Annotated in this window: 18 protein-coding genes; 8 read left to right on the top strand and 10 right to left on the bottom strand. The window is 71.7% G+C overall.

The window, feature by feature from the left end; genetic code table 11:
- The first annotated feature begins 58 nt into the window (after positions 1 to 58).
- From ACK1X7_RS41750 to ACK1X7_RS41740, 3 genes are read left to right on the top strand one after another with little or no spacing between them, the layout of a single operon-like run.
- On the top strand, positions 59 to 700 hold the full coding sequence (locus ACK1X7_RS41750) for a DUF4142 domain-containing protein (protein WP_216343950.1): 642 nt from the start codon (positions 59 to 61) through the stop codon (positions 698 to 700).
- A 20-nt stretch (positions 701 to 720) separates the two neighbouring features.
- Entirely contained in the window at positions 721 to 2,223 is a 1,503-nt protein-coding gene (locus ACK1X7_RS41745) for a DUF1996 domain-containing protein (RefSeq protein WP_413116489.1), read from the top strand.
- On the top strand, positions 2,223 to 3,158 hold the full coding sequence (locus ACK1X7_RS41740; RefSeq protein WP_413116488.1) for an RNA polymerase sigma factor: 936 nt from the start codon (positions 2,223 to 2,225) through the stop codon (positions 3,156 to 3,158). Before ACK1X7_RS41745 ends, ACK1X7_RS41740 begins: the two co-directional genes overlap by 1 nt.
- Before the next feature lie 109 nt (positions 3,159 to 3,267).
- Here the strand turns inward: ACK1X7_RS41740 and ACK1X7_RS41735 are convergent, their stop codons facing one another.
- The gene (locus ACK1X7_RS41735; protein ID WP_385151456.1) at positions 3,268 to 4,446 is read right to left on the bottom strand and encodes a PucR family transcriptional regulator; all 1,179 of its coding nucleotides are present in this window, start codon (positions 4,444 to 4,446) and stop codon (positions 3,268 to 3,270) included.
- Between the two features lie 454 nt (positions 4,447 to 4,900).
- Between ACK1X7_RS41735 and ACK1X7_RS41730 the strand changes: the two genes are divergently transcribed.
- From ACK1X7_RS41730 to ACK1X7_RS41715, 4 genes are all read left to right on the top strand, one after another.
- Positions 4,901 to 5,689, top strand: coding sequence for a hypothetical protein (locus ACK1X7_RS41730; RefSeq protein ID WP_385151459.1), 789 nt, complete (start codon positions 4,901 to 4,903; stop codon positions 5,687 to 5,689).
- Positions 5,686 to 7,200 carry an NADH-ubiquinone oxidoreductase-F iron-sulfur binding region domain-containing protein gene (locus ACK1X7_RS41725; protein WP_413116487.1) on the top strand — a complete coding sequence of 505 codons (1,515 nt, stop codon included), beginning with the start codon at positions 5,686 to 5,688 and terminating at the stop codon, positions 7,198 to 7,200. Before ACK1X7_RS41730 ends, ACK1X7_RS41725 begins: the two co-directional genes overlap by 4 nt.
- Positions 7,201 to 7,402: 202 nt before the next feature.
- Positions 7,403 to 8,380: an SCO0930 family lipoprotein gene (locus ACK1X7_RS41720; protein WP_361505650.1), complete on the top strand. Its 978-nt coding sequence runs from the start codon at positions 7,403 to 7,405 to the stop codon at positions 8,378 to 8,380.
- 92 nt (positions 8,381 to 8,472) lie between these two features.
- Entirely contained in the window at positions 8,473 to 8,997 is a 525-nt protein-coding gene (locus ACK1X7_RS41715; protein WP_382952115.1) for a hypothetical protein, read from the top strand.
- A gap of 43 nt (positions 8,998 to 9,040) precedes the next feature.
- On the opposite strand, the gene ACK1X7_RS41710 is transcribed toward ACK1X7_RS41715, so the two are convergent.
- Both ACK1X7_RS41710 and ACK1X7_RS41705 read right to left on the bottom strand, forming a co-directional pair.
- The gene (locus ACK1X7_RS41710) at positions 9,041 to 9,718 is read right to left on the bottom strand and encodes an HAD family hydrolase (protein ID WP_119992657.1); all 678 of its coding nucleotides are present in this window, start codon (positions 9,716 to 9,718) and stop codon (positions 9,041 to 9,043) included.
- 274 nt (positions 9,719 to 9,992) lie between these two features.
- Positions 9,993 to 10,925: a ScbA/BarX family gamma-butyrolactone biosynthesis protein gene (locus ACK1X7_RS41705; protein ID WP_385153532.1), complete on the bottom strand. Its 933-nt coding sequence runs from the start codon at positions 10,923 to 10,925 to the stop codon at positions 9,993 to 9,995.
- 110 nt (positions 10,926 to 11,035) lie between these two features.
- Here ACK1X7_RS41705 and ACK1X7_RS41700 point away from each other — a divergent pair, with 110 nt between their 5' ends.
- On the top strand, positions 11,036 to 11,677 hold the full coding sequence (locus tag ACK1X7_RS41700; protein ID WP_385153535.1) for a ScbR family autoregulator-binding transcription factor: 642 nt from the start codon (positions 11,036 to 11,038) through the stop codon (positions 11,675 to 11,677).
- On the opposite strand, the gene ACK1X7_RS41695 is transcribed toward ACK1X7_RS41700, so the two are convergent.
- From ACK1X7_RS41695 to ACK1X7_RS41665, 7 genes are all read right to left on the bottom strand, one after another.
- Positions 11,669 to 12,352 carry an SDR family NAD(P)-dependent oxidoreductase gene (locus tag ACK1X7_RS41695; RefSeq protein WP_413116486.1) on the bottom strand — a complete coding sequence of 228 codons (684 nt, stop codon included), beginning with the start codon at positions 12,350 to 12,352 and terminating at the stop codon, positions 11,669 to 11,671. The two genes, ACK1X7_RS41700 and ACK1X7_RS41695, sit on opposite strands and share 9 nt — an antisense overlap.
- Complete coding sequence (locus ACK1X7_RS41690; RefSeq protein ID WP_390794086.1) at positions 12,345 to 13,550, bottom strand: sialidase family protein; 1,206 nt, start codon at positions 13,548 to 13,550, stop codon at positions 12,345 to 12,347. The genes ACK1X7_RS41695 and ACK1X7_RS41690 overlap by 8 nt, the downstream gene beginning before the upstream one ends.
- 219 nt (positions 13,551 to 13,769) lie before the next feature.
- Positions 13,770 to 14,789, bottom strand: a complete 1,020-nt coding sequence (locus tag ACK1X7_RS41685) for an aldo/keto reductase (protein ID WP_390794085.1) — start codon at positions 14,787 to 14,789, stop codon at positions 13,770 to 13,772.
- The gene (locus ACK1X7_RS41680) at positions 14,786 to 15,628 is read right to left on the bottom strand and encodes an ATP-binding cassette domain-containing protein (protein WP_385153546.1); all 843 of its coding nucleotides are present in this window, start codon (positions 15,626 to 15,628) and stop codon (positions 14,786 to 14,788) included. The genes ACK1X7_RS41685 and ACK1X7_RS41680 overlap by 4 nt, the downstream gene beginning before the upstream one ends.
- Entirely contained in the window at positions 15,625 to 16,539 is a 915-nt protein-coding gene (locus ACK1X7_RS41675) for an ABC transporter ATP-binding protein (protein WP_385153549.1), read from the bottom strand. Before ACK1X7_RS41675 ends, ACK1X7_RS41680 begins: the two co-directional genes overlap by 4 nt.
- On the bottom strand, positions 16,536 to 17,477 hold the full coding sequence (locus tag ACK1X7_RS41670) for an ABC transporter permease (RefSeq protein ID WP_361506588.1): 942 nt from the start codon (positions 17,475 to 17,477) through the stop codon (positions 16,536 to 16,538). Before ACK1X7_RS41670 ends, ACK1X7_RS41675 begins: the two co-directional genes overlap by 4 nt.
- A 1-nt stretch (position 17,478) precedes the next feature.
- The gene (locus ACK1X7_RS41665; protein ID WP_014056758.1) at positions 17,479 to 18,408 is read right to left on the bottom strand and encodes an ABC transporter permease; all 930 of its coding nucleotides are present in this window, start codon (positions 18,406 to 18,408) and stop codon (positions 17,479 to 17,481) included.
- Positions 18,409 to 18,411 lie beyond the last annotated feature (3 nt).

Genomic DNA, 18,411 nt, shown 5'->3' with positions numbered 1-18,411 from the left:
ACGACCGAGCCACACGAGGTACTAGCGTCCGGTGTCACTCCGAACCAAGGAGGGCGCTGTGCCACCAGCAAACCTCACCAGACCCATCGCCTCCAGCCGAACCATCGGCACCGGGCTCATCATTGGGGCGCTCGCCGTCACCCTGGCGGCGATCCTCATCCCGGTGTCGCTGTTCGGCGAGAGCAGCGCGGCCCTGCCGCGCAACGGCGTCACGGACGACGGCGGTGGGACGGTCAGCACCCAGTACGGGCCGCTCACGGCCACTGACCGGGACTTTGTCCGCAAAGTCAGGCTCGCCGGAACGTGGGAGCTCCCCGCCGGCCGGCTCGCCCAGCAGCGGGACGTTCGGGACGCGGTGAAGACCGCCGGTGAGCATCTCATCGAGGGACACACCGAGCTCGACCGCCGCTCCGAGGAGGTCGGCCGGGCACTCGGGATCACGCTGCCCAACCAGCCCAACGCGCAGCAACAGGGCTGGCTGAACGAGATGACCAGCGCCGGCAGCAGCGCCCAGTTCGAGCGGGTGTTCGCAAACCGGTTGCGCGCCGCTCACGGCAAGGTGTTCAACCTTGTGGCGCAGGTGCGAGCCGAGAGCCGCAACTCCATGGTCAGATCTCTGGCCACCAGGGCCAATGCCATCGTTCTCGACCACATCACGGTCCTCGAGGACACCGGGCTTGTCGACTTCGACACCCTCTAACGACTAAGTGAAGTGATCTTATGAGGCAACAGACCCACAAACGCGGGCGGTTCACCAATAAAACCGTCGCCATCGTCGCCGCACTGGCGCTCGGCGGTGGCGGGGCCGCGATCATCGCCGCCAACGCGTCCGCCCACGGCGACAAGGGCGACTCCGGCCAGAACCACACCGTGGCCGCGAAGGCGGGGACGATCCAGTGCCCCGATGTGGGGCAGAAGCTGAGTGATGTGCCGCAGAAGGCCAGGCCGAAGGTCGACAAGAACCTGGCCGAGCTGGACAACCAGGTGGCCAAGGCGTACCAGCAGATGAACCAGCAGCAGGGTTCGAGCGACGCGGTGCTCTCCAAGCTCAACGACGAGCGCTCGCGGACGATGGACAACATCGGCTCGGCCATGGGCGGCGACAACTCCCAGCTCCAGGGGATGACCGACTGCAAGTGGCAGGAGGTCGCCACCCAGGGCGGTCAGCAGCAGGGCAACCAGCAGGGCGGCGACCAACAGGGCGACCAGCAGGGTGGCCAGCAGCAGGGCGGCGACCAGCAAGGCGGCCAGCAGGGCGGCGACCAGCAGGGTGGCGACCAGCAAGGCGGCGAGGGCGCCAACGATGTGCCCGGCAACGCGGGCGGCCAGGCGGGCAACGGCCCCTCGCAGGACGACTTCGTCGACATCACCAAGGTGCAGCCGAACGTCCAGCAGCCGCCGCAGGCCCAGCAGAACGGCTCCACCGGCACCTTCGCCACGGAGTGCGGCGTCGGCGACCCCAAGCTGCGCAACAGCGACAACGTGATCGTCGCGCCCGGTGTCGGCAACGGCGCCCACCACACCCACGACTACGTGGGCAACGACAGCAACGACGCCTTCGCCAACAACCAGACCTTCGAGCAGGGCGGCACCTCCTGCAAGAACCAGGACGACAAGTCGACGTACTACTGGCCCGTGGTCCGCGCCCAGGACGGCAAGGACGAGGCGGACGCCAATGAGCTCGGCGGCGGCCAGGAGGGCAACGTCGGCACGATCCTGACCCCCACCAGCTCCAAGATCGAGTTCAAGGGCAACGCCCAGAGCAAGGTCACGGCGATGCCGAAGTTCCTGCGGATCATCACCGGTGACGCCAAGGCGTTCACCAACGGCGACAAGAACGCCAACGCTTCCTGGAGCTGCACCGGCTTCGAGGACCGGCAGTTGACCGACAAGTACCCGCTCTGCCCCGAGGGCAGCTCCGTCACCCGGACCTTCGACTTCCAGAGCTGCTGGGACGGCCAGAACATCGACAGCGCCAACCACCGTGACCATGTGGCGTTCGCGGGCGAGGACGGCTCCTGCCCCAATGGCTTCCAGGCCATCCCCCAGCTCGTGAACACGATCACCTACGATGTGCCGGCCAACACCCCGTTCGCCGTGGACGGCTTCCCCGAGCAGTTGCACAAGCCCATCACCGACCACGACGACTTCATCAACGTGATGTCGGAGGACCTGATGAACGAGGCGGTGGACTGCATCAACAGCGGCAAGCAGTGCGGCTGATGCAACACAGTCACCAGGCGCGCGTCGGCCGTTCGGCCGGCGCGCGCCGCGCTGCCACCGCGCACTTACACCAGGCCGCGGACGACGACGCGGCGGGCGACCCTCCGGCGGCGGGACATCCGGACACCGAGGGGCTCCAGGGCCGGGAACATACCGACCGCCCGGTCCGCCCCGTCCCGGATCAGGAGCTCACCCGGCAACTGGTCGAGGGCTACCGGTCGGGCAGCAGCAGCCCGGCGGCGGGCGACCTGCTCTACCGCCGCCACCACGCGGCGACCCTGCGCTACGCCCTGACCTGCTGCCGTGACCCGCATGACGCCGAGGACCTGGCCTCCGAGGCGTTCTTCCGCACGTTCCAGGCCGTACGCGCCGGGGGCGGACCGCGGGGCCCCTGGCGGCCGTATCTGCTCACGGTGGTGCGCCATACGGCGACGGAGTGGAGCGCCGGGGAGCGCCGGGTGCTGCTGACCGCCGACTTCGAGTCCTGGCGGCAGCACGCGTCCACGGCCGATCCCCAGCAGCATCTGGTGGCCCGGGAGGACCGCCGGTTGCTCATCCGCAGCTTCCGGGGACTTCCCGAGCGCTGGCAGACCGTGCTGTGGCTGACCCTCGTCGAGGAGGAGCCCCCGCACCGGGTGGCCGTGGCCCTGGGCATCTCCCCCAGCGGGGTGACCTCGCTGGCCTTCCGGGCCCGGGAGGGGCTGCGGGAGTCGTATCTGCGGGCCCATCTGGAGTCGGCGCGCGACGACCGGTGCCGCCACTACAGCGGTCTGATCGGCGCCTCGGTGCGCCGGGGCGGGGTGCGCGGCCGGGCGCTCGCGCGCCATCTGGCCGGATGCGCCTTCTGCTCCCACGCGTACGGCGAACTGCTCGGCCTGAGCGCGGCGATGCGCACGGCCCCGCGTACGGCGGCGCCCGCCGGGGCGCGAGGCTAGGGCCCTCCGGCGATCGGCGTCCGGGGCCTGGCGCCCGGCGTCCGGACCGGCCCACGACAGCGAGAACCGCCGACCGCGTGAGCGCGGCCGGCGGTTCGCCTTCTGCGGGTCAGAGTCCGTTGACGCGCGCCTCCCTGGCGATGCCCAGCGGCCGGACACCGGGGGGCGCACCGGCACGGGTGCGGCGGCCGACCCGGGACGCGTGCCGCCGTATCCGGTCCATCTGCGCCATCAGCCTGCGGCCGCGCAGCGCCATCTCCAGCTCGAAGCGTATTCGGGGGTCCCGCAGGCCCGGCCCGAAGAGCTTCTCGATCTGGCGCAGCCGGTAACGCACGGTCTGCGGATGCACCTTGAGGGCCTTGGCCGCCTCGGGTGCGCCACCGCCCTCCAGCCAGGCCAGCAACGTCATCTGGAGCCGCTCGCTCTGCCGGGGGGTCAGCCCGACCAGCGGCTTGAGCCACCGGGAGGCCAGCGCCCGGACCAGCGACTCGTCCTGGAGGAGCAGCAGCATCGACAGATGGTCGTCGACGAAGAGCACCCGGGCCTCGGGGCCGGGCCGACCGGGCGCCAGGGTCAGCAGGCGCCGGGCCCAACGCACCGACGAGGACGCGTCGTTGAGCGGCACCACATGGCCCACGGCAGCGGTACGGCCGCGCAGCGCGGTCTCCAGCGCCGCCCGGGTGCCGGGCTCGGCGGGCGCCTCGCGCTCCGGCTCCCGGTCGCCTTCCTGAGGGGCGGCGGTGGCGGTGGTGTCCGCGGTGGGGTGGCCCGGGTCCGCGTCCGGGTCGGGGATCAGCAGGCACAGCTCGTCGCCGACCGCGCCGATGAGGGTGTCTCCCAGCACGGCGGCCAGTTGCGGCGCCTCGCCCGGGGTGGGCAGGGCGATGGCCTGCACCGTCTCGGGGAGTGGCCACCGGGCGGCCCGGGAGAGCTCCATCAGGGTGCGCTCGGAGACCGCCACTTCACCGATGAGGGCCTCGAACAGATCGCGCCGGGCCCGCTCGGGCGGCACCTCGGCCAGCGCCTCCTCGGAGGCGGGGGTGGCGGGCTGCTCGCCCGCGCCGTCCTCGCCCGCCCTGCGGTGGCCGAGTGCCGTCAGGAGGGCCTGCTCGACTCCTCCTCGGACCTTGTCTCGCTCAGAGTCCTCCAGAAGTTCGGCGAATCCCGGAATTCTGTGCCGAAGGTTCTCAACCACCTCGTCGGCCACGGACGGGAGTTCATTGCGCAGCACACGGGTCCACTCGCCACGGGGGCGGGACCAGATGCGGTTCACGAGTTCGCCCATCATTACCTCGTTCTTGCCGGGGGGAGACCTGGCCGTTGGGGGGTCGGCCAGGTCCGTGGAGGTTGCCTCCGTGACCGGTTCGTCCAGTACCGGTCAGGGAGTCGAGGGTCCTCCGCTACGTCATAGAGGACCCGGCCCCCTCCCGGTCCCGGCACTTTGCCGGTTCTTTGCCATTGAAACGACAGTGGAGCAGCCGGGAACGGCGTGGGCGGGGTCCGTCCACTAGAAGTTGTCACGTTACGACAAATCTTATGGAGATCACGTGTACTTCCGAGAAGCTGGCGCCCCCAAGACGACTTTGACGTATCTCGTCACCCGCGCGAATCCGCGCGATCGGGAGGCTCCAATGTCCATGTCCCAAACGCCGCTGCCCTCGTCGCAGGGGCGTCACGGGGGACGCCGGGCTCGAGGCGGACGACGGGCCGCTCGCCGGACTCAGCAGCGTGACCCATCCGGGATGGGATGGCCACGCCACATCCGGATCTACGCCATCCTCGGCTCCATCGCGGCGACCCTGTACGTCGCGTGGGACGCCGGCGCGTTCTCCAAGACCTTCGTGTTCCTCGACTTCGGCGCGGGTGTGCTCGCGCTGGTCTGTCTGACGTCGGCGGTGCTGTGGGGGCTCGCCGCGACCGACCAGCTCATCCTGCACACCAGGCAGCGGCTGATGGCCCAGGCCGTCCACCGGGCGGCCGCGGTCGCCGGGCTGCTCTTCCTGGCCGTTCACATCTGGGTCAAGATCGCGGAGAGCCACACCAACGCCGCGTCCATCGTGTTGCCGTTCGCTGACGCAAATCAGCCGGTGCTGATCGGGCTCGGCACCATCGCCGGCTATCTCTTCGTGATCGCCGCGGTGACCGGTGCGGTGCGCAGCTCGTTCGCCTCGGCCGGCAACTCCCGCTGGCGGTACCGCTGGTGGCGGGCGCTGCATGTGGGCGCCTATCCGGCGTGGTGCGCCGCGCTGATCCACGGTCTGAAGGCGGGACGCGCCGCCAAGACCTGGGCCACCTACGGCTATATCGCCGCCCTGGCCGGTGTGGCCATCGCGCTGTGGCTGCGGCTGGTCGCCCGCCGCCGCCAGGACGTCGACCGGGCGGACGGCATCGAGGTCAGGAACCCGCCCGCCCGCAGCATGCAGGAGGGCCGGACCCGGCGGGCCGATCCCACCGTGCCGCGCCCCCGTTCGGCCGAGCCCGGCTCGCGTGACAGTCAGCCGCTCGGTGCCTCTCGCGGGTGGGACCGGTGATCACGACCAAACCCAGGCTCGCCTGTGTCGATCCGCCCCGGCTGCTGGCCGGGCTCGACGAGGTGTACCGGCTCGACCGGGTCGGCCATCTGACCGTTCATGGCACCATGCCCGCCCTCCGGGCGGATGAACTCGTGGCGCTCGCGGAGAACATCGATCTGCGCGGGCGCGGCGGCGCCGGTTTCCCCTTCGCCAAAAAGGTCCAGGCCGTCGTGGAGTCGGCCGGCCGGCGCGAGGGCCGCTGCGCCGTGGTGGTCAATGGCAGCGAGGGTGAGCCCAGTTGCCTCAAGGACACCGCACTGCTGCTGCACACCCCGCATCTGGTGATCGACGGCGCCGTGCTGGCCGCCGAGGCGCTCGGTGCCGAGGAGGTCGCCATCGCGGTGCACCGTACGGATGTCGAGGAGTCCCTGGCCGCCGCGATCGCCGAACGCGGCCCCAGCGGAGTCCCGGTGTCGGTGAACCGCACCCCGGACCGGTTCGTCGCCGGTGAGGGCGGCGCGGTCATCAACGGCATCAGCGGCGCCCCGGCCATCCCCAACGGCCGCAAGATCCGCACCAGCGACAGCGGGCTCAGCGGACTGCCCACCCTGCTGTCCAACACCGAGACCTTCGCCCAGCTCGCGGTGGCGGCGCGGATGGGCGCCCTGCCGTACCGCTCGGTGGGGCTGCCCACCGAACCGGGCACCACGCTGCTGACGGTCGGCGGGAAGTATGTGCTGGAGACGCCCACCGGGGTGCCGCTGACCTACGTCCTGGAGCTGTGCGGTCTCACCGCCGGCCAGGCGGTGCTGGTGGGTGGCTACCACGGCAAGTGGCTGGACCCCCGGAGCATCAACGCCGCCACGATCTCCCGGGAGTCCATGAAGAAGTACGGCGCCCGGCTGGGCGCCGGGGCGGTGCTGCCCATCCCGGAGAACACCTGCCCGCTCGGCGAGACCGCGCGGGTGGCGCGCTGGCTGGCGGCCGAGACGGCCGGTCAGTGCGGGCCCTGTTTCATCGGGCTGCCGGCGCTGGCGGACGCCATCGGCCAGGTGGAGCGCGGCGGCGGCCAGTCCGCGATCGACAATGTGCGCGCCTATGTCAATTCGGTGCGGGGGCGCGGGGCATGCAGCCATCCCGACGGCACCGCCGGATTCGTGACCACCGCGCTGGACGCGTTCCCCGAGGAGTTCGAGGCGCATGCGCTCGGCACCGGCTGCGGACGGCCCACGATGGGCGTCCTGCCGCTGCCGGAGGACGCGCTGCCGCGGGCCCTGCCGCCCGCCCCGCTGAACCCCTCGGCGCGCGATGAGCGTCCCCAGCGGGGGCCGGTGGAAAAGCTGCTGGTCGACTGGTCGCTGTGCCAGGGCCATGGGCTGTGCGCGGACATCCTGCCGCCCGAGGTGCTGACGCTCGGCATCGACGGCTATCCGGCCTCGGCCAAGATGGATGTGCCCCGGCAGCTCCGGGCCCAGGCGGTCCGCGCGGTCCGCCGCTGCCCCGCCCTGGCGCTGCGGATCGAGGAGTAGGCCACAGGGTGATCCATCGCACCACCCCACACCACGACGGCCGTGCGCAACGGCCGTCGACTGCTGTGCGCTCAGGGATCCGGCGTTTTTTGCGTCGGATGACAAATTCGGAAGCCGCTGAGCGCCGGTCCGCATGGGCTCCGTATGGACATGACGTCGGCGCAATCATCGCCGGACCGATCGAGATTGCAGAGGGATGGTCATGGAGAAGCGTCACATCGCGTTCGCCGGGGTGTCGGTAGCGATGGTTCTGCTGACGGCGGCTTGCGGCAGCAGCAAGGACAACTCCGCGGGCAGCGCCAATGTGCAGCCGGCGGGTGGCAGTCAGACCGTGGGTGCGGGGGCCTCCGCGTCGGCGGGCGCGGGCGCGGTGGCTGGCGCGACCGGCGGGTACCAGGCGGGCGGCGACACCGGTGCCGCGGCGGGCGGTGAGGCCGAGCGGACCGGTCCGGCGAAGCAGTTGGCGGTCAAGGAGGACGCCAAGCTCGGCAAGTTCATCACCGACAGCAAGGGCTGGACCCTCTACCGGTTCGACGAGGACACCCCCAAGCCCGCCAAGTCCAACTGCAACGACGACTGCGCCACCAAGTGGCCCGCGGTGCCCGCGGACGACGCAGCGGCCACCACCGGTATCGAGGCCGACAAGCTGGGCTCGGTCACCCGCTCCGACGGCACCAAGCAGCTCACGCTGGCGGGCTGGCCGGTCTACCGCTTCGCGGGCGACGCCAAGCCGGGTGACACCAAGGGCCAGGGGGTGGGCGGCACCTGGAACGCGCTGGCGCCCGACGGAAAGCCGGCCGGCAAGACCGCGGCCGCGGACGACAGCCTCCAGCTCATGGTCAACAACAACGCCGAGCTGGGCAAGATCATCGTGGACGGCAAGGGCATGACCGTCTACCGGTTCGACAAGGACAGCGCCTGGCCGATGAAGACCGGCTGCCTCGGTGCCTGCCTGGACACCTGGAAGCCCGTCAAGGCCGTGGACACCACGAAGGTCGCCGGGCTCGACGCCGCGAAGGTCACCTCCTTCAAGCGCCCCGACGGCACCAAGCAGGCGGCGTTCGACTGCTGGCTGCTGTACACCTTCACCGGGGACAAGAAGCCCGGCGACATCAACGGCCAGGGCGTCAAGGGCACCTGGTTCGCGGTCACCGACAAGGGCAAGAAGGCGGGCCAGTAGGACAGACTCCTTCACTTACGGTCCACCGCGGCGGGTGGCCCGAGGCCGTCCGGCCCAGGGCCGCCCCGCCGGATTTTCTACGGGAGGTTGATGTGTCACTCGCACTCCGGGCCACCGCGGTCGGCGCGGCCCTGCTGTTCCTGGCCGGCTGCGGTGGAGGCGATCAGGCACACGGCGCCAAGCACGAGCAGAAGAAGGTGTCCCCCGCCACCAAGGAGTTCGCCAAGCCCGGCAAGCCCGCGCCGCTGACGAAGATCGCCGACGCCATCGGCTGCAAGGCCACGGTCATCACCGAGGCGGACGAGCTGCGCCAGGGCGCCTGCGGATCCGGTGGGAAGCGGTTCACGATGGTCACCTTCGCCACCGACAAGGGCCAGCACGACTGGCTGACGACGTCGAAGGACTACGGGGGCATGTACCTGGTCGGCAAGCGCTGGTCGGTCACCGGCCTGTCCATGAACTCGCTGGAGCCGCTGCGCGAGAAGCTCGGCGGATCCCTCGAGCAGGGGATGTCCCACGGCGCCTCCCATGGCGGGATGAAGCACGGGGACGGGATGGACGGCATGGAGGGCATGGACGGCTCGGCGAGCCATCCGGGCCACGACGGGAAGAAGTGACGCCCGGAACCCGCCGACCAGGCGGTGAGCGCGGATCAGCCCCTCAGGCCGCCCGGGAGTCCGCCCACTTGACCAGCTCCGGGTCGGCGAGCGTGGAGACCCACACATCCACCGGCGGAGGCTCGTCCACCGGCTTCCGCGGCCCGACGCCGAGCACCCTCAGCCCGGCGCGCGAGGCGGACAGAAATCCACAGTGGGAGTCCTCCACCGCGAGGGCGTCCTCGGGGGCCGCACCGCACAGCCGGGCGGCCTCCAGATAGACGTCGGGATACGGCTTGGGCCGCACCTGCCCCTCGGGGACCAGCACATGGCCGAAGTACCGCAGCAGCCCGGCCTTGGCGAGCCCGTCCTCGACGACGTCGCGCGGGCAGTTGCTGGCCACGGCCAGCGGGGCGAACGTCGCCGCCTTCGCCACCAGTTGGGGCGCGCCCGGCATGGTGACCGGGTCCTCGGCCACCAGCCGGCGGAAGGCGTCCAGGAGTTGTTCGGTCATCTCGTCGGCGAGCTCGGGGCGGCCGGCGAATTCGGCCAGCATGCGGCCGCATTCGGTGTAGTGGAGCCCCTTCGTGCTTTGCGCGAACTCCTCGTCGGGGGCGGTTCCGTGGTTTCTGAGGACCACTTCGCGCGCCTCCACCCAGTGTCGTTCGGAATCCATCAGGGTGCCGTCGCAGTCGAAGACGATGGCGGCTGGGGTCCATCCGAGAAACTTTTCGGCTGTCATCTGTCTGCCGTTCCATGGGAGGTGGAGGAATCGGCGCAGGGAGTGCCTGTACTTGCGGGGAGCCGCTGAGTGGAAATGTTCTGGCGGCTCGGAAGTGGCGCCGTGCGCCGACCGCTGCTGTCGTACAGGCCGTGAGGTTCGCCTGCCCGAAACATAACGATCACTACGTTAGTTAGCTGACCCGGAGTAAGCAAGGGGTCACTCAGTGTCGGCGATTTGTTCGTCGGTCAGGCCGTTCGTCGCCCATGAGTTCGTCGCACAGTGTGTTCGTCGCTCAGAGGTACTGGAGCACCCCGACCGCCGTGCAGATATCGGCCTGGCGCAGCCGGAAGACGCACGTCCGGCCATGGGAGGTGCACTCGACCACGGCCGGCGGAAACGACTCGGTGAAGCGGATCGCCTTCATGCGGCAGGCGACCGGCCGGGTCAGCGTCCCGCCGGTGGCCAGCGCCGCCGCCTGACGGGCGCCCTCCAGCAGCACCAGGCCCGGCACATGGTCGCTCCAGTGGTCGAAGAAGAACGGATGGCGGGGGTCGGCGGGGTCGAGGTAGACCACTCCCCCGTCCTGTACCACCAGCACGTCCCGGGCCGCCGGAACGGCCAGTTGCGCAGGTGAGGGCCGTACCGCGGCGCGCAGCCTGCGGCGCGCGGTGTGCCCGTGGAAGGCGGACCGGGTCTCCGCGTAGGCCGTGCCGTCGAGGAAGCGCGCGGTGCCCCCGGCCCAGGCGAAGAGCTTGCCGCCCGCGGACAGCACGACATCCAGCCGCATCCCGGAGACGAAGCGTCCGCAGGGGGTGGTGCGGATGTCGGTGACGGCGGCCCGGCAGGTGATGTCGGAGGCGCCGTACGGCGCCCGGGGCTCGGTCTCGGGGTCCAGCCGGTAGGAGAGGTCCCGGATCAGGAAGTGCGCCCCCGCGGGCACCGCGTAGTACCGCGTGGGGATGTAGATCCCCAGCTCGCGCAGGGTTTCCGCGATCATCAGCGGATGGTGGCGGCCGTCTCCGCCGTGCGGGAAGGTGGGATGGGACCGCGGCCACTGGGCGGCGGCCTCGAACCGGTTGTCACCGTGCGTACGCACGTCGGTGAGCAGCACCTCGGCCACCGAGACCCGGTGCACCGCCTCCCGCGCCACCGTGCGGGACCAGCTCAGCGGCCGCCCGGTGGGACCGGACGGCTCCGAAAGGCCATGAGCCTCACGAACGATCACCTTAAAATACTAATAATGTTTGACCTGTCTCGCCTCATCACCATCACAGGCCGAAAGTCCGCTAAGTTCTCCCCGTCACATCCGACGGGCTGCTGAAGGACGGCGAACACGTGCAAGAACGGGCCGAGCAAACACGCCGATCCCTTCTGGAGGCCGCCGCGTTCCTTTTCGACGAACGGGGATACGCCGGCACGAGCATCAGCGACATCACCTCCCGGTCCGGTCACACCAGCGGCGCCATCTATTTCCATTACACGAGCAAGGAAAGGCTCGCCCTCGCCGTGGTGGAGGAGCACTTCGCCACCTGGCCCCCGCTGATCGAGCGCTTCACGGCCCTCGACGCGCCGCCCCTGGAGCAACTCGTGCGGCTCAGCTTCGCGGTGGCCCGCGCCTTCCGCGATGACCTCCTGGTCCGCGCCGGGGCCCGGCTGTGGACCGAGCGCACCCTGATCGAGGCGCCCATGCCACCGCCCTTCGTGGGGTGGATGGACGCCGTGGGGCAGATGATGGAGAAGGCCCGTGCCGAGGGTGATCTGGCCCCGCATGTCGATCCGCTGGCCGCCGCCCGGACCGTCGTCTTCGCCTTCTTCGGACTGCACACCGTCTCCGAGGCCCTCGACGGGCGGCGGCTGGTCGAGGACCATCTGGCCGATCTGTGGACCCTGCTGCTGCCCTCGCTCCAGGCCCGGCCCGGGGACACCACGAGGCTGCTGGCGCTCGCCCGCCCGGAGGCCCCGCCCCCGTCAGAGTGAGGCGCCCGCGCACATCACCAGCGTCTGCCCGGTGACCGCGCCGCCCTCCGGGCCCAGCAGGAACGACGTCAGCCCCGCCACCTCCTCGGGACGGACGAGCCGGCCCAGCGGTGGCAGCACCGGCGGTGTGCCGCTGCGGCCGGGGTCGCGCAGCATGGGGGTGTCGGTCGGCCCCGGCGCCACCACGTTCACCGTGACCGCCCGGGGCGCCAGCTCGGCCGCCCAGGACCGGGCCAGGGCGGGCAGCGCCGCCTTGGTGGCGGCGTACTGGCTCTTGCCCGGGACGCCCGTCATCGTCCGGCTGCCCACCAGCACCACCCGGCCGCCGTCCGCCACCCGGTCCACCAGCGTGTCGACCAGGACGCCCGCCGCCTGCACATGGATCCGCCACATGAGCGACCCGTCCTCGGGCCTCAGCTCCCCGAGCCGCGCCGAGCGCTGAACGCCCGCCGCGTGCACGATGGCGTCCACCCCGGACACCGCGGCGAGCACCTCGGGAAGCTCCTCCGGCCGGGACAGATCGGCCGGGATCCAGTGCAGCCTCGCGACCGGGCGCCCGGGGGCCGTACGGCTGATCCCGGTGATCCGCCACCCCTCGGTCAGCAGCCGGGTGGCGATCGCGGCGCCGATACCGGAGCTGACACCGGTGACCACGGCGTGCCGGGGCTCAGGCATCGGCCGCCCAATCCGGCGTGACCCGGACGTACTTGATGGCCCGGCGGTGGTACGTATACGCGATGTGCAGTGTGCCGTCGGCGCCCTGCCGGATGGTGGGGTAGGACAGCTCGCGGTTGAGCCGGTCGCGTGAGTTGTTGGTCAGGCAGTGGCCGTCGCCGGTGTCCAGATCGCGCCGTACGGGCCAGGTCAGGCCGTTGTCGGAGGAGAGCGCGAGGGTCATCGGGGCGCGCGGCGCGCCCCAGAAGGCACCGGGTGCCGCGTCGTCCCTCGTCGCGGCCGGGGCGGGCGGCTCGCCGGTCCGCCCCTCGTCGTCGATCTCGTCGTAGAGGGAGACACGGCGGGCCGTGGCGTCCGCCCGGCTGCTGTGGTTGTAGACCAGCGCGAGCCGCCCGTCGGCGAGCGGGACGTACTGCACGGAGGAGTTGTTGTTGGGCAGTTCGGTGCGGACCGGCTCGCTCCAGGTCTCCCCGCCGTCGGTGCTGTGCGAGCGGTACACCGCGTCCGCCCAGCGGCTGCGGAAGAGGGCCAGCAGGGTGCTGTCCGGCAGTTGGTGGACGTTCATGTGCACACAGCCGGTCGAGCCGGGCACGGGCCGCTCGCACCAGGTCCGCCCCTGGTCGTCGCTGATCATCACCGCGCTGGTGTCGTGGTCGCCGACCCATTTGACCCCCGGGGTGGCCACGCAGTGGAACACCGGCAGCAGCCACCGCCCGGAGTCCAGGACGGCCACCGGCTGACGGATGAACACCCCGCCCGCCTCGGTGGCCGGGAAGAGCGTGCGCGGCGCGCCCCAGGTGGCGCCCGCGTCGGCGGACACCCGCAGCCGGACCTCCGCCGTGTCCTGGTCGCCCGCCCGCTGGGCGGTGTAGAGCAGCCACAGCTCCCCGGCCGGGGTGGGAAAGAGCAGCGGGTTCTGCTCCGAGCGGGTGTCGTCGCCGGAGAGCCGGACCGGCTCCGACCAGGCGCCGGAGCCCGGGGCGAGCCGGGAGAACCACACGGAGATGTCCGGTACGCCCTCCTGTGTGCCGCCGAACCACACACAGCCGAGGTCCCCGCCCGGCAGCACGGTGAGGTTCGCGGCGTGGTTCTGCACGGCGGGCGCCGGCAGGAACGCCTCCTGGCGCGCCGGGTCGCCCGGGCGCGGCCGGAGCCGTCCGTCCGTCGGCGGCATCGCGGTGTCATGGTCGGCGGTCATGGGCGCCGGGCTCCTCGTGGTTGCGGTGGTACGGGGATGTGTGCGGCCGGGCCGCAAGGCACCGGGAGACCGGGCCGCGCGGCCCGATGCGCCTCCGGAACCCCGGTCCGGAAGGACCCGCCCGAAGGGCGTTCGGGGTCCAGGGGCGGAGCCCCTGCCACGCGGCGGAGCCGCATATGGATGCTGTGGGAAGGGCCGGGGTGGGGGAAAGCCACGGGCCTACCGGTTGTACGCGGGCATCGGCCCCCGCAGTTGGGCGCCCACCTCGTCGCACGCCGCCGTCACATCCGCCGGAAGGGGGCCCGCGGTCGCTGCGGCCAGATTGGCGCTCAGGTGTTCCACGCGGGAGCCGCCGAGCAGCAGCGCGTCCACCCCGTCCCGGCCGAGCAGCCAGCGCAGGGAGAGGTCGACGAGCGGGATGCCCGCCTCCCCGGCGATCCCGGACAGGGTCCGTACGGCCTCGAAGAGCCCGGCGTCCCAGTAGCGCTGCCGGTACATGGCGGCCACCCGGGAGTCGCCGAAGCGGCCCGACTCCGGCTGCTCCGCGAAGGTGTGACGGCCCGTCAGCAGCCCGCCACCGAGCGGGTTGTAGACCATGGTGCGCAGTCCGCTGGTGGCCGCGTACTCCCGGTACTCCTCCTCGATCCGCCGCGCCAGCAGGTTGTAGAGCTGCTGGGCCACCACCGGGCGCGGTGCGCCGACCCGGTCGGCGGTGTGGGTGAGCTCGGCGATCTGCCAGGCGGCGTAGTTGGAGACGCCGAGCGCCCGGATCTTGCCCTCGGCGACGAACTCGGCGACCGTGCCCAGCGTCTCCTCCAGCGGTGTGGAGCGGTCGGGCTGGTGCAGATAGAACAGGTCGACATGGTCCGTGCCCAGGCGGCGCAGGCTGCCTTCGAGGGCCGCGCGCATGCCGCGCGCGGACAGCGGTGAGTGGTCGCCGGTGTCGGGGTGCGGCATACCGGCCTTGGTGGCGAGCACGATCCGGTCGCGGCGGCCGGGGAGCAGCTCGGCCAGGATGGTCTCGGTGGTGCCGCCCGCGTAGGCGTTGGCGGTGTCCACCCCGGTCACCCCGGCGTCAAGGGCGGTGTCCAGCATCGCGGCGGCGCCCGCGCGGTCCACCGTGTCGCCGAAGGTCATGGTGCCCAGCACCAGCCGCGAGAGCGGCACCGGGATCCCCGGCAGGGCGACCCCGCCGGGCGACGCCTGGGTGGTGGTGTGGGGCTGCGGATGCGCGTTCACTGCGTTGCTCCTGGTTCGTGGTCGGTCGCGATCGCGGACACGAGGGCGCGCGGTTTACGTCCCCGCATGGTCGTCGGGTCGAGCGCCGCCCGCCGCAGCGCCCTGGTGTACGGGTCGGCGGGCGCGGAGAGCACCCTGCCGGTCGGCCCGGACTCGATGATCCTCCCGGCGCGCATCACCACCACCTCGGAGCTGATCTCGCGGACCACTCCGAGGTTGTGGGAGATGACGATGTAGGCGAGCCCCTGTTCGGCCTGGAGTTCCCGCAGCAACTGGAGCACCTGGGCCTGTACGGAGACGTCGAGCGCGGAGGTGGCCTCGTCGCACACCAGCAGCTCGGGGCCGCTGGCCAGGGCGCGGGCGATGCCGATCCGCTGGCGCTGGCCGCCGGAGAACTCGGCCGGGCGCCGCTGGAGCGCACCGGAGTCCAGCCCCACCTGGTCGATGAGGACGGCGGCGCGGCGGGCGCGTTCGGCGCGCGAGCGCATGCCGTTCAGCCGCAGCGGCTCGGCCACGATCTCCTCGGCCGTCAGATGCGGGTCGAGCGAGCCGTACGGATCCTGGAAGACCATCTGCACCCGCTTGCGCAGCGGGCGCAGCCGCCGCTCGGGCAGGCCCGCGATATCCGTTCCGTCGAGGAGGATCCGGCCCTCGGTGGGGCGCAGCAGCCGGACCAGGGAGCGGGCGATGGTGGACTTGCCGCAGCCGGATTCGCCGACGACGCCGAGCGCCCCGCCGGGCGGGACGGAGAAGCTGACGCCGTCCACCGCGCGGAAGACACCGCCGGCGACCGGGTATTCGACCACCAGGTCCTCGACGGCCAGCAGGGGTGTGGTCACAGCGCCTCCTCGGTGACGGCGGCGGCGGGGGTCTCGTGCCAGGGGCCCAGGGTGGGCACGGCGGCGAGCAGATCGCGGGTGTACCGCTCGCGGGGGTGGTCCACGATCTGTTCGACCGGCCCCGACTCCACGAACCGGCCGCCGCGCATGACGTGGATGCGGTCGGAGACCAGCCGGGCCACGCCCAGATCGTGGGTGATCATCAGGATGCCGATGCCGGTGCGCTCCTGGAGCTCCATCAGCAGATCGAGGACGCCCGCCTGGACGGTGACGTCGAGCGCGGAGGTCGGCTCGTCGGCCACCAGCAGCCGGGGCTCGGCGGCCAGCGCGATGGCGATGAGGACACGCTGGAGCATGCCGCCGGAGAACTGGTGGGGGTAGGCGCCCCAGCGGGTCTCGGGGTGCGGGATCCGTACGCGGCCGAGCAGTTCGACGCCCTGGGCGCGGGCGTCGGCGCGGGACATTCCCGGATGGCGCAGCCGGAGTGCCTCGCCGAGCTGGCGGCCGATGGTGTGCACCGGGCTGAGCGCGGTCATCGGGTCCTGGGGGATCAGGGAGACCCCGCGGCCGCGGATCCGCCCGGCGGCCTTGGCGTCGGCGATGACGTCGGCGCCGAAGATCCGGGCCGTCCCGGAGAGGACGGCGAGCCCGTCGGGCAGCAGCCGCAGCAGGCCCATCGCGGTGGTGGACTTGCCGGAGCCGGACTCGCCGATGATCGTCACCGTCTCGCCGGGGCCGATGGTGAAGCCGACTCCGTCGACCGCGCGCACCACACCGCGGTCGGTGATCAGCTCGATCTGGAGGTCCTCGACCTCCACCAGGGGGCCCGGGGCGCCGGTGTCGCGGGGGCCGTTGGTGTCGTGGATCTCGGGGGTCTCGCGGGCGCCGTTGGTGCCGTTGGTGTCGCTCATCGGGAGCCCTCCGTCGCACGTCGGCGGGTACGGTCGCGCAGTCCGTCGCCCAGCAGGTTGACCCCGACCACCAGCAGCACGATGACGAGGCCGGGCAGGGTCACCAGCCACCAGGAGGTGGTGATGTAGTCCTGGCCGTCGGAGATGATCCGGCCCCAGGTGGCGAACGGCCGCTGGGGGCCCGCGCCGAGGTAGCTCAGCGCGCTCTCCAGCAGCACCGCCTGGGCGAGCAGCAGCAGGACCACGAGCGATGCCTGGCGGACGATGTTGGGGATGATGTGACGGGCCAGGATGGCGATCCGGGGCAGCCCCAGCACCTGGGCGGCGGCCACATACGGCTTCTCCCGCTCGACCAGCACCAGCGACCGGGTCAGCCGGGCCACCTCGGGCCACTGGGCGATGGCGATGACGCAGGTGATGACGGTGACGGAGGGGCCGAAGAGGGCCACCACGAGCAGCAGCATCATCAGCAGCGGCAGCGACATCTGGGCCTCCAGCAGCCGGGAGACGACGGCGTCCACCCAGCGGCCGTAGTACCCGGCGGCGGCGCCCGCGACGATGCCGATGAGGCCGGAGACGACGACGGCGAGCACACCGATCGACAGCGAGACCTGGCCGCCGTGCAGCACCCGCGAGAGCACATCGCGGCCGAGTTGGTCGGTGCCGAAGAGATGGCCGTCGGTCAGCGGGGCCAGCCGGCGCCGGGAGAGGTCCTGCTCGCCCGCGCCGGGCAGCGGCAGCACCTGGGCGAGGGCGACGGGGACCACCACCAGCAGGGTGCACACCGCGCCCGCCCACAGCTTGAGGCTCGCGCTGCGGCGGCGCCGGGTGGCGGTGGCGCGGGCCAGGTCCCGGGCGGTGACCGCGCTGGGGCGGGGCGCGGGGCCGGACTTCGCGGGGGCTGGGGGTTCGGCGGGGGTTTCGAGGGCGCCTTTCATCTCAGGCCGCCTTTCCCAGGCGTACCCGCGGGTCGAGCAGCGGGTAGGCCAGGTCGATGAGGAGTTGGACGAGGACCGCCAGGGCGGCGGTGACCAGGACGGTCGCCTGGATCAGCGGATAGTCGCGGGTCTCCAGGGCGCGGACGACCAGCGAGCCGACCCCGGGCCAGCCGAAGACCACCTCGACCACCACGACGCCGTTGAGCATGGCGGCGAAGCGGGTGCCGAGCGCGGTGAGCACCGGGATGGCGGAGTTGCCCATGGCGTAGCGCCAGGTCAGTACGCGGTTCGAGACCCCGCGGGAGCGGGCGACGGTGACATACGGCGCGGCGAGGGCCGCCACCATCTCCCGGCGGACCAGCCGGGAGATCAGCGCCATCTGGAGGATCGCCACGGTCACGGTGGGCAGCACCAGCCCGCCCCAGGTGGTGAAGCCGGAGGCGGGCAGCACCGGTACGGCCACGGCGAAGAGGGTCAGCAGCATCACGCCGATCCAGAAGTCCGGCATGGACTGCCCGGCGATGGTCAGCACATTGGCGCCCAGCTCGCGCTTGGTGTCGGCGCGGCGGGCCATCCATACGCCCAGCGGCACGGCCACCAGCGCGGTGAGGGCGATCGCGGAGAGGGAGAGGGTGATGGTGTACGGCACCCGGTCGAGCACCACGTCCAGGGCGGGCGCGTGGAAGGAGTAGCTGGTGCCGAGGTCGCCGGTGAACAGATCGCGCAGAAAGAGCCCGTACTGGCTGAGCAGTCCGCGGTCCAGGCCGAACTGCTCCCGGATCCGGGCGAGGTCGGCGCTTGAGGGGTTGGGCCCGGCCAGGGCCGCGGCGGGGTCGCCGGGGGCCATGCGGACCAGGACGAAGACGGTGGAGAGGGTCAGGAAGACGGTCAGGACGCTCTGGCCCAGGCGGCGTATCAGATAGCGCGTCACGGC

This window comes from Streptomyces sp. CY-1 (assembly GCF_047218265.1).
Lineage (GTDB): Bacteria > Actinomycetota > Actinomycetes > Streptomycetales > Streptomycetaceae > Streptomyces > Streptomyces niphimycinicus.
This window is presented reverse-complemented; position numbering and strand designations above follow the sequence as displayed.

Excerpts from the sequence above, each read along its gene's own strand:
- ACK1X7_RS41745 (WP_413116489.1), top strand. The coding sequence starts at position 721 with ATGAGGCAACAGACCCACAAACGCGGGCGGTTCACCAATAAAACCGTC.
- ACK1X7_RS41740 (WP_413116488.1), top strand. The coding sequence starts at position 2,223 with ATGCAACACAGTCACCAGGCGCGCGTCGGCCGTTCGGCCGGCGCGCGC.
- ACK1X7_RS41735 (WP_385151456.1), bottom strand. The coding sequence starts at position 4,446 with ATGATGGGCGAACTCGTGAACCGCATCTGGTCCCGCCCCCGTGGCGAG.
- ACK1X7_RS41730 (WP_385151459.1), top strand. The coding sequence starts at position 4,901 with ATGGGATGGCCACGCCACATCCGGATCTACGCCATCCTCGGCTCCATC.
- ACK1X7_RS41720 (WP_361505650.1), top strand. The coding sequence starts at position 7,403 with ATGGAGAAGCGTCACATCGCGTTCGCCGGGGTGTCGGTAGCGATGGTT.
- ACK1X7_RS41710 (WP_119992657.1), bottom strand. The coding sequence starts at position 9,718 with ATGACAGCCGAAAAGTTTCTCGGATGGACCCCAGCCGCCATCGTCTTC.
- ACK1X7_RS41695 (WP_413116486.1), bottom strand. The coding sequence starts at position 12,352 with ATGCCTGAGCCCCGGCACGCCGTGGTCACCGGTGTCAGCTCCGGTATC.
- ACK1X7_RS41690 (WP_390794086.1), bottom strand. The coding sequence starts at position 13,550 with ATGACCGCCGACCATGACACCGCGATGCCGCCGACGGACGGACGGCTC.
- ACK1X7_RS41675 (WP_385153549.1), bottom strand. The coding sequence starts at position 16,539 with ATGAGCGACACCAACGGCACCAACGGCGCCCGCGAGACCCCCGAGATC.
- ACK1X7_RS41670 (WP_361506588.1), bottom strand. The coding sequence starts at position 17,477 with ATGAAAGGCGCCCTCGAAACCCCCGCCGAACCCCCAGCCCCCGCGAAG.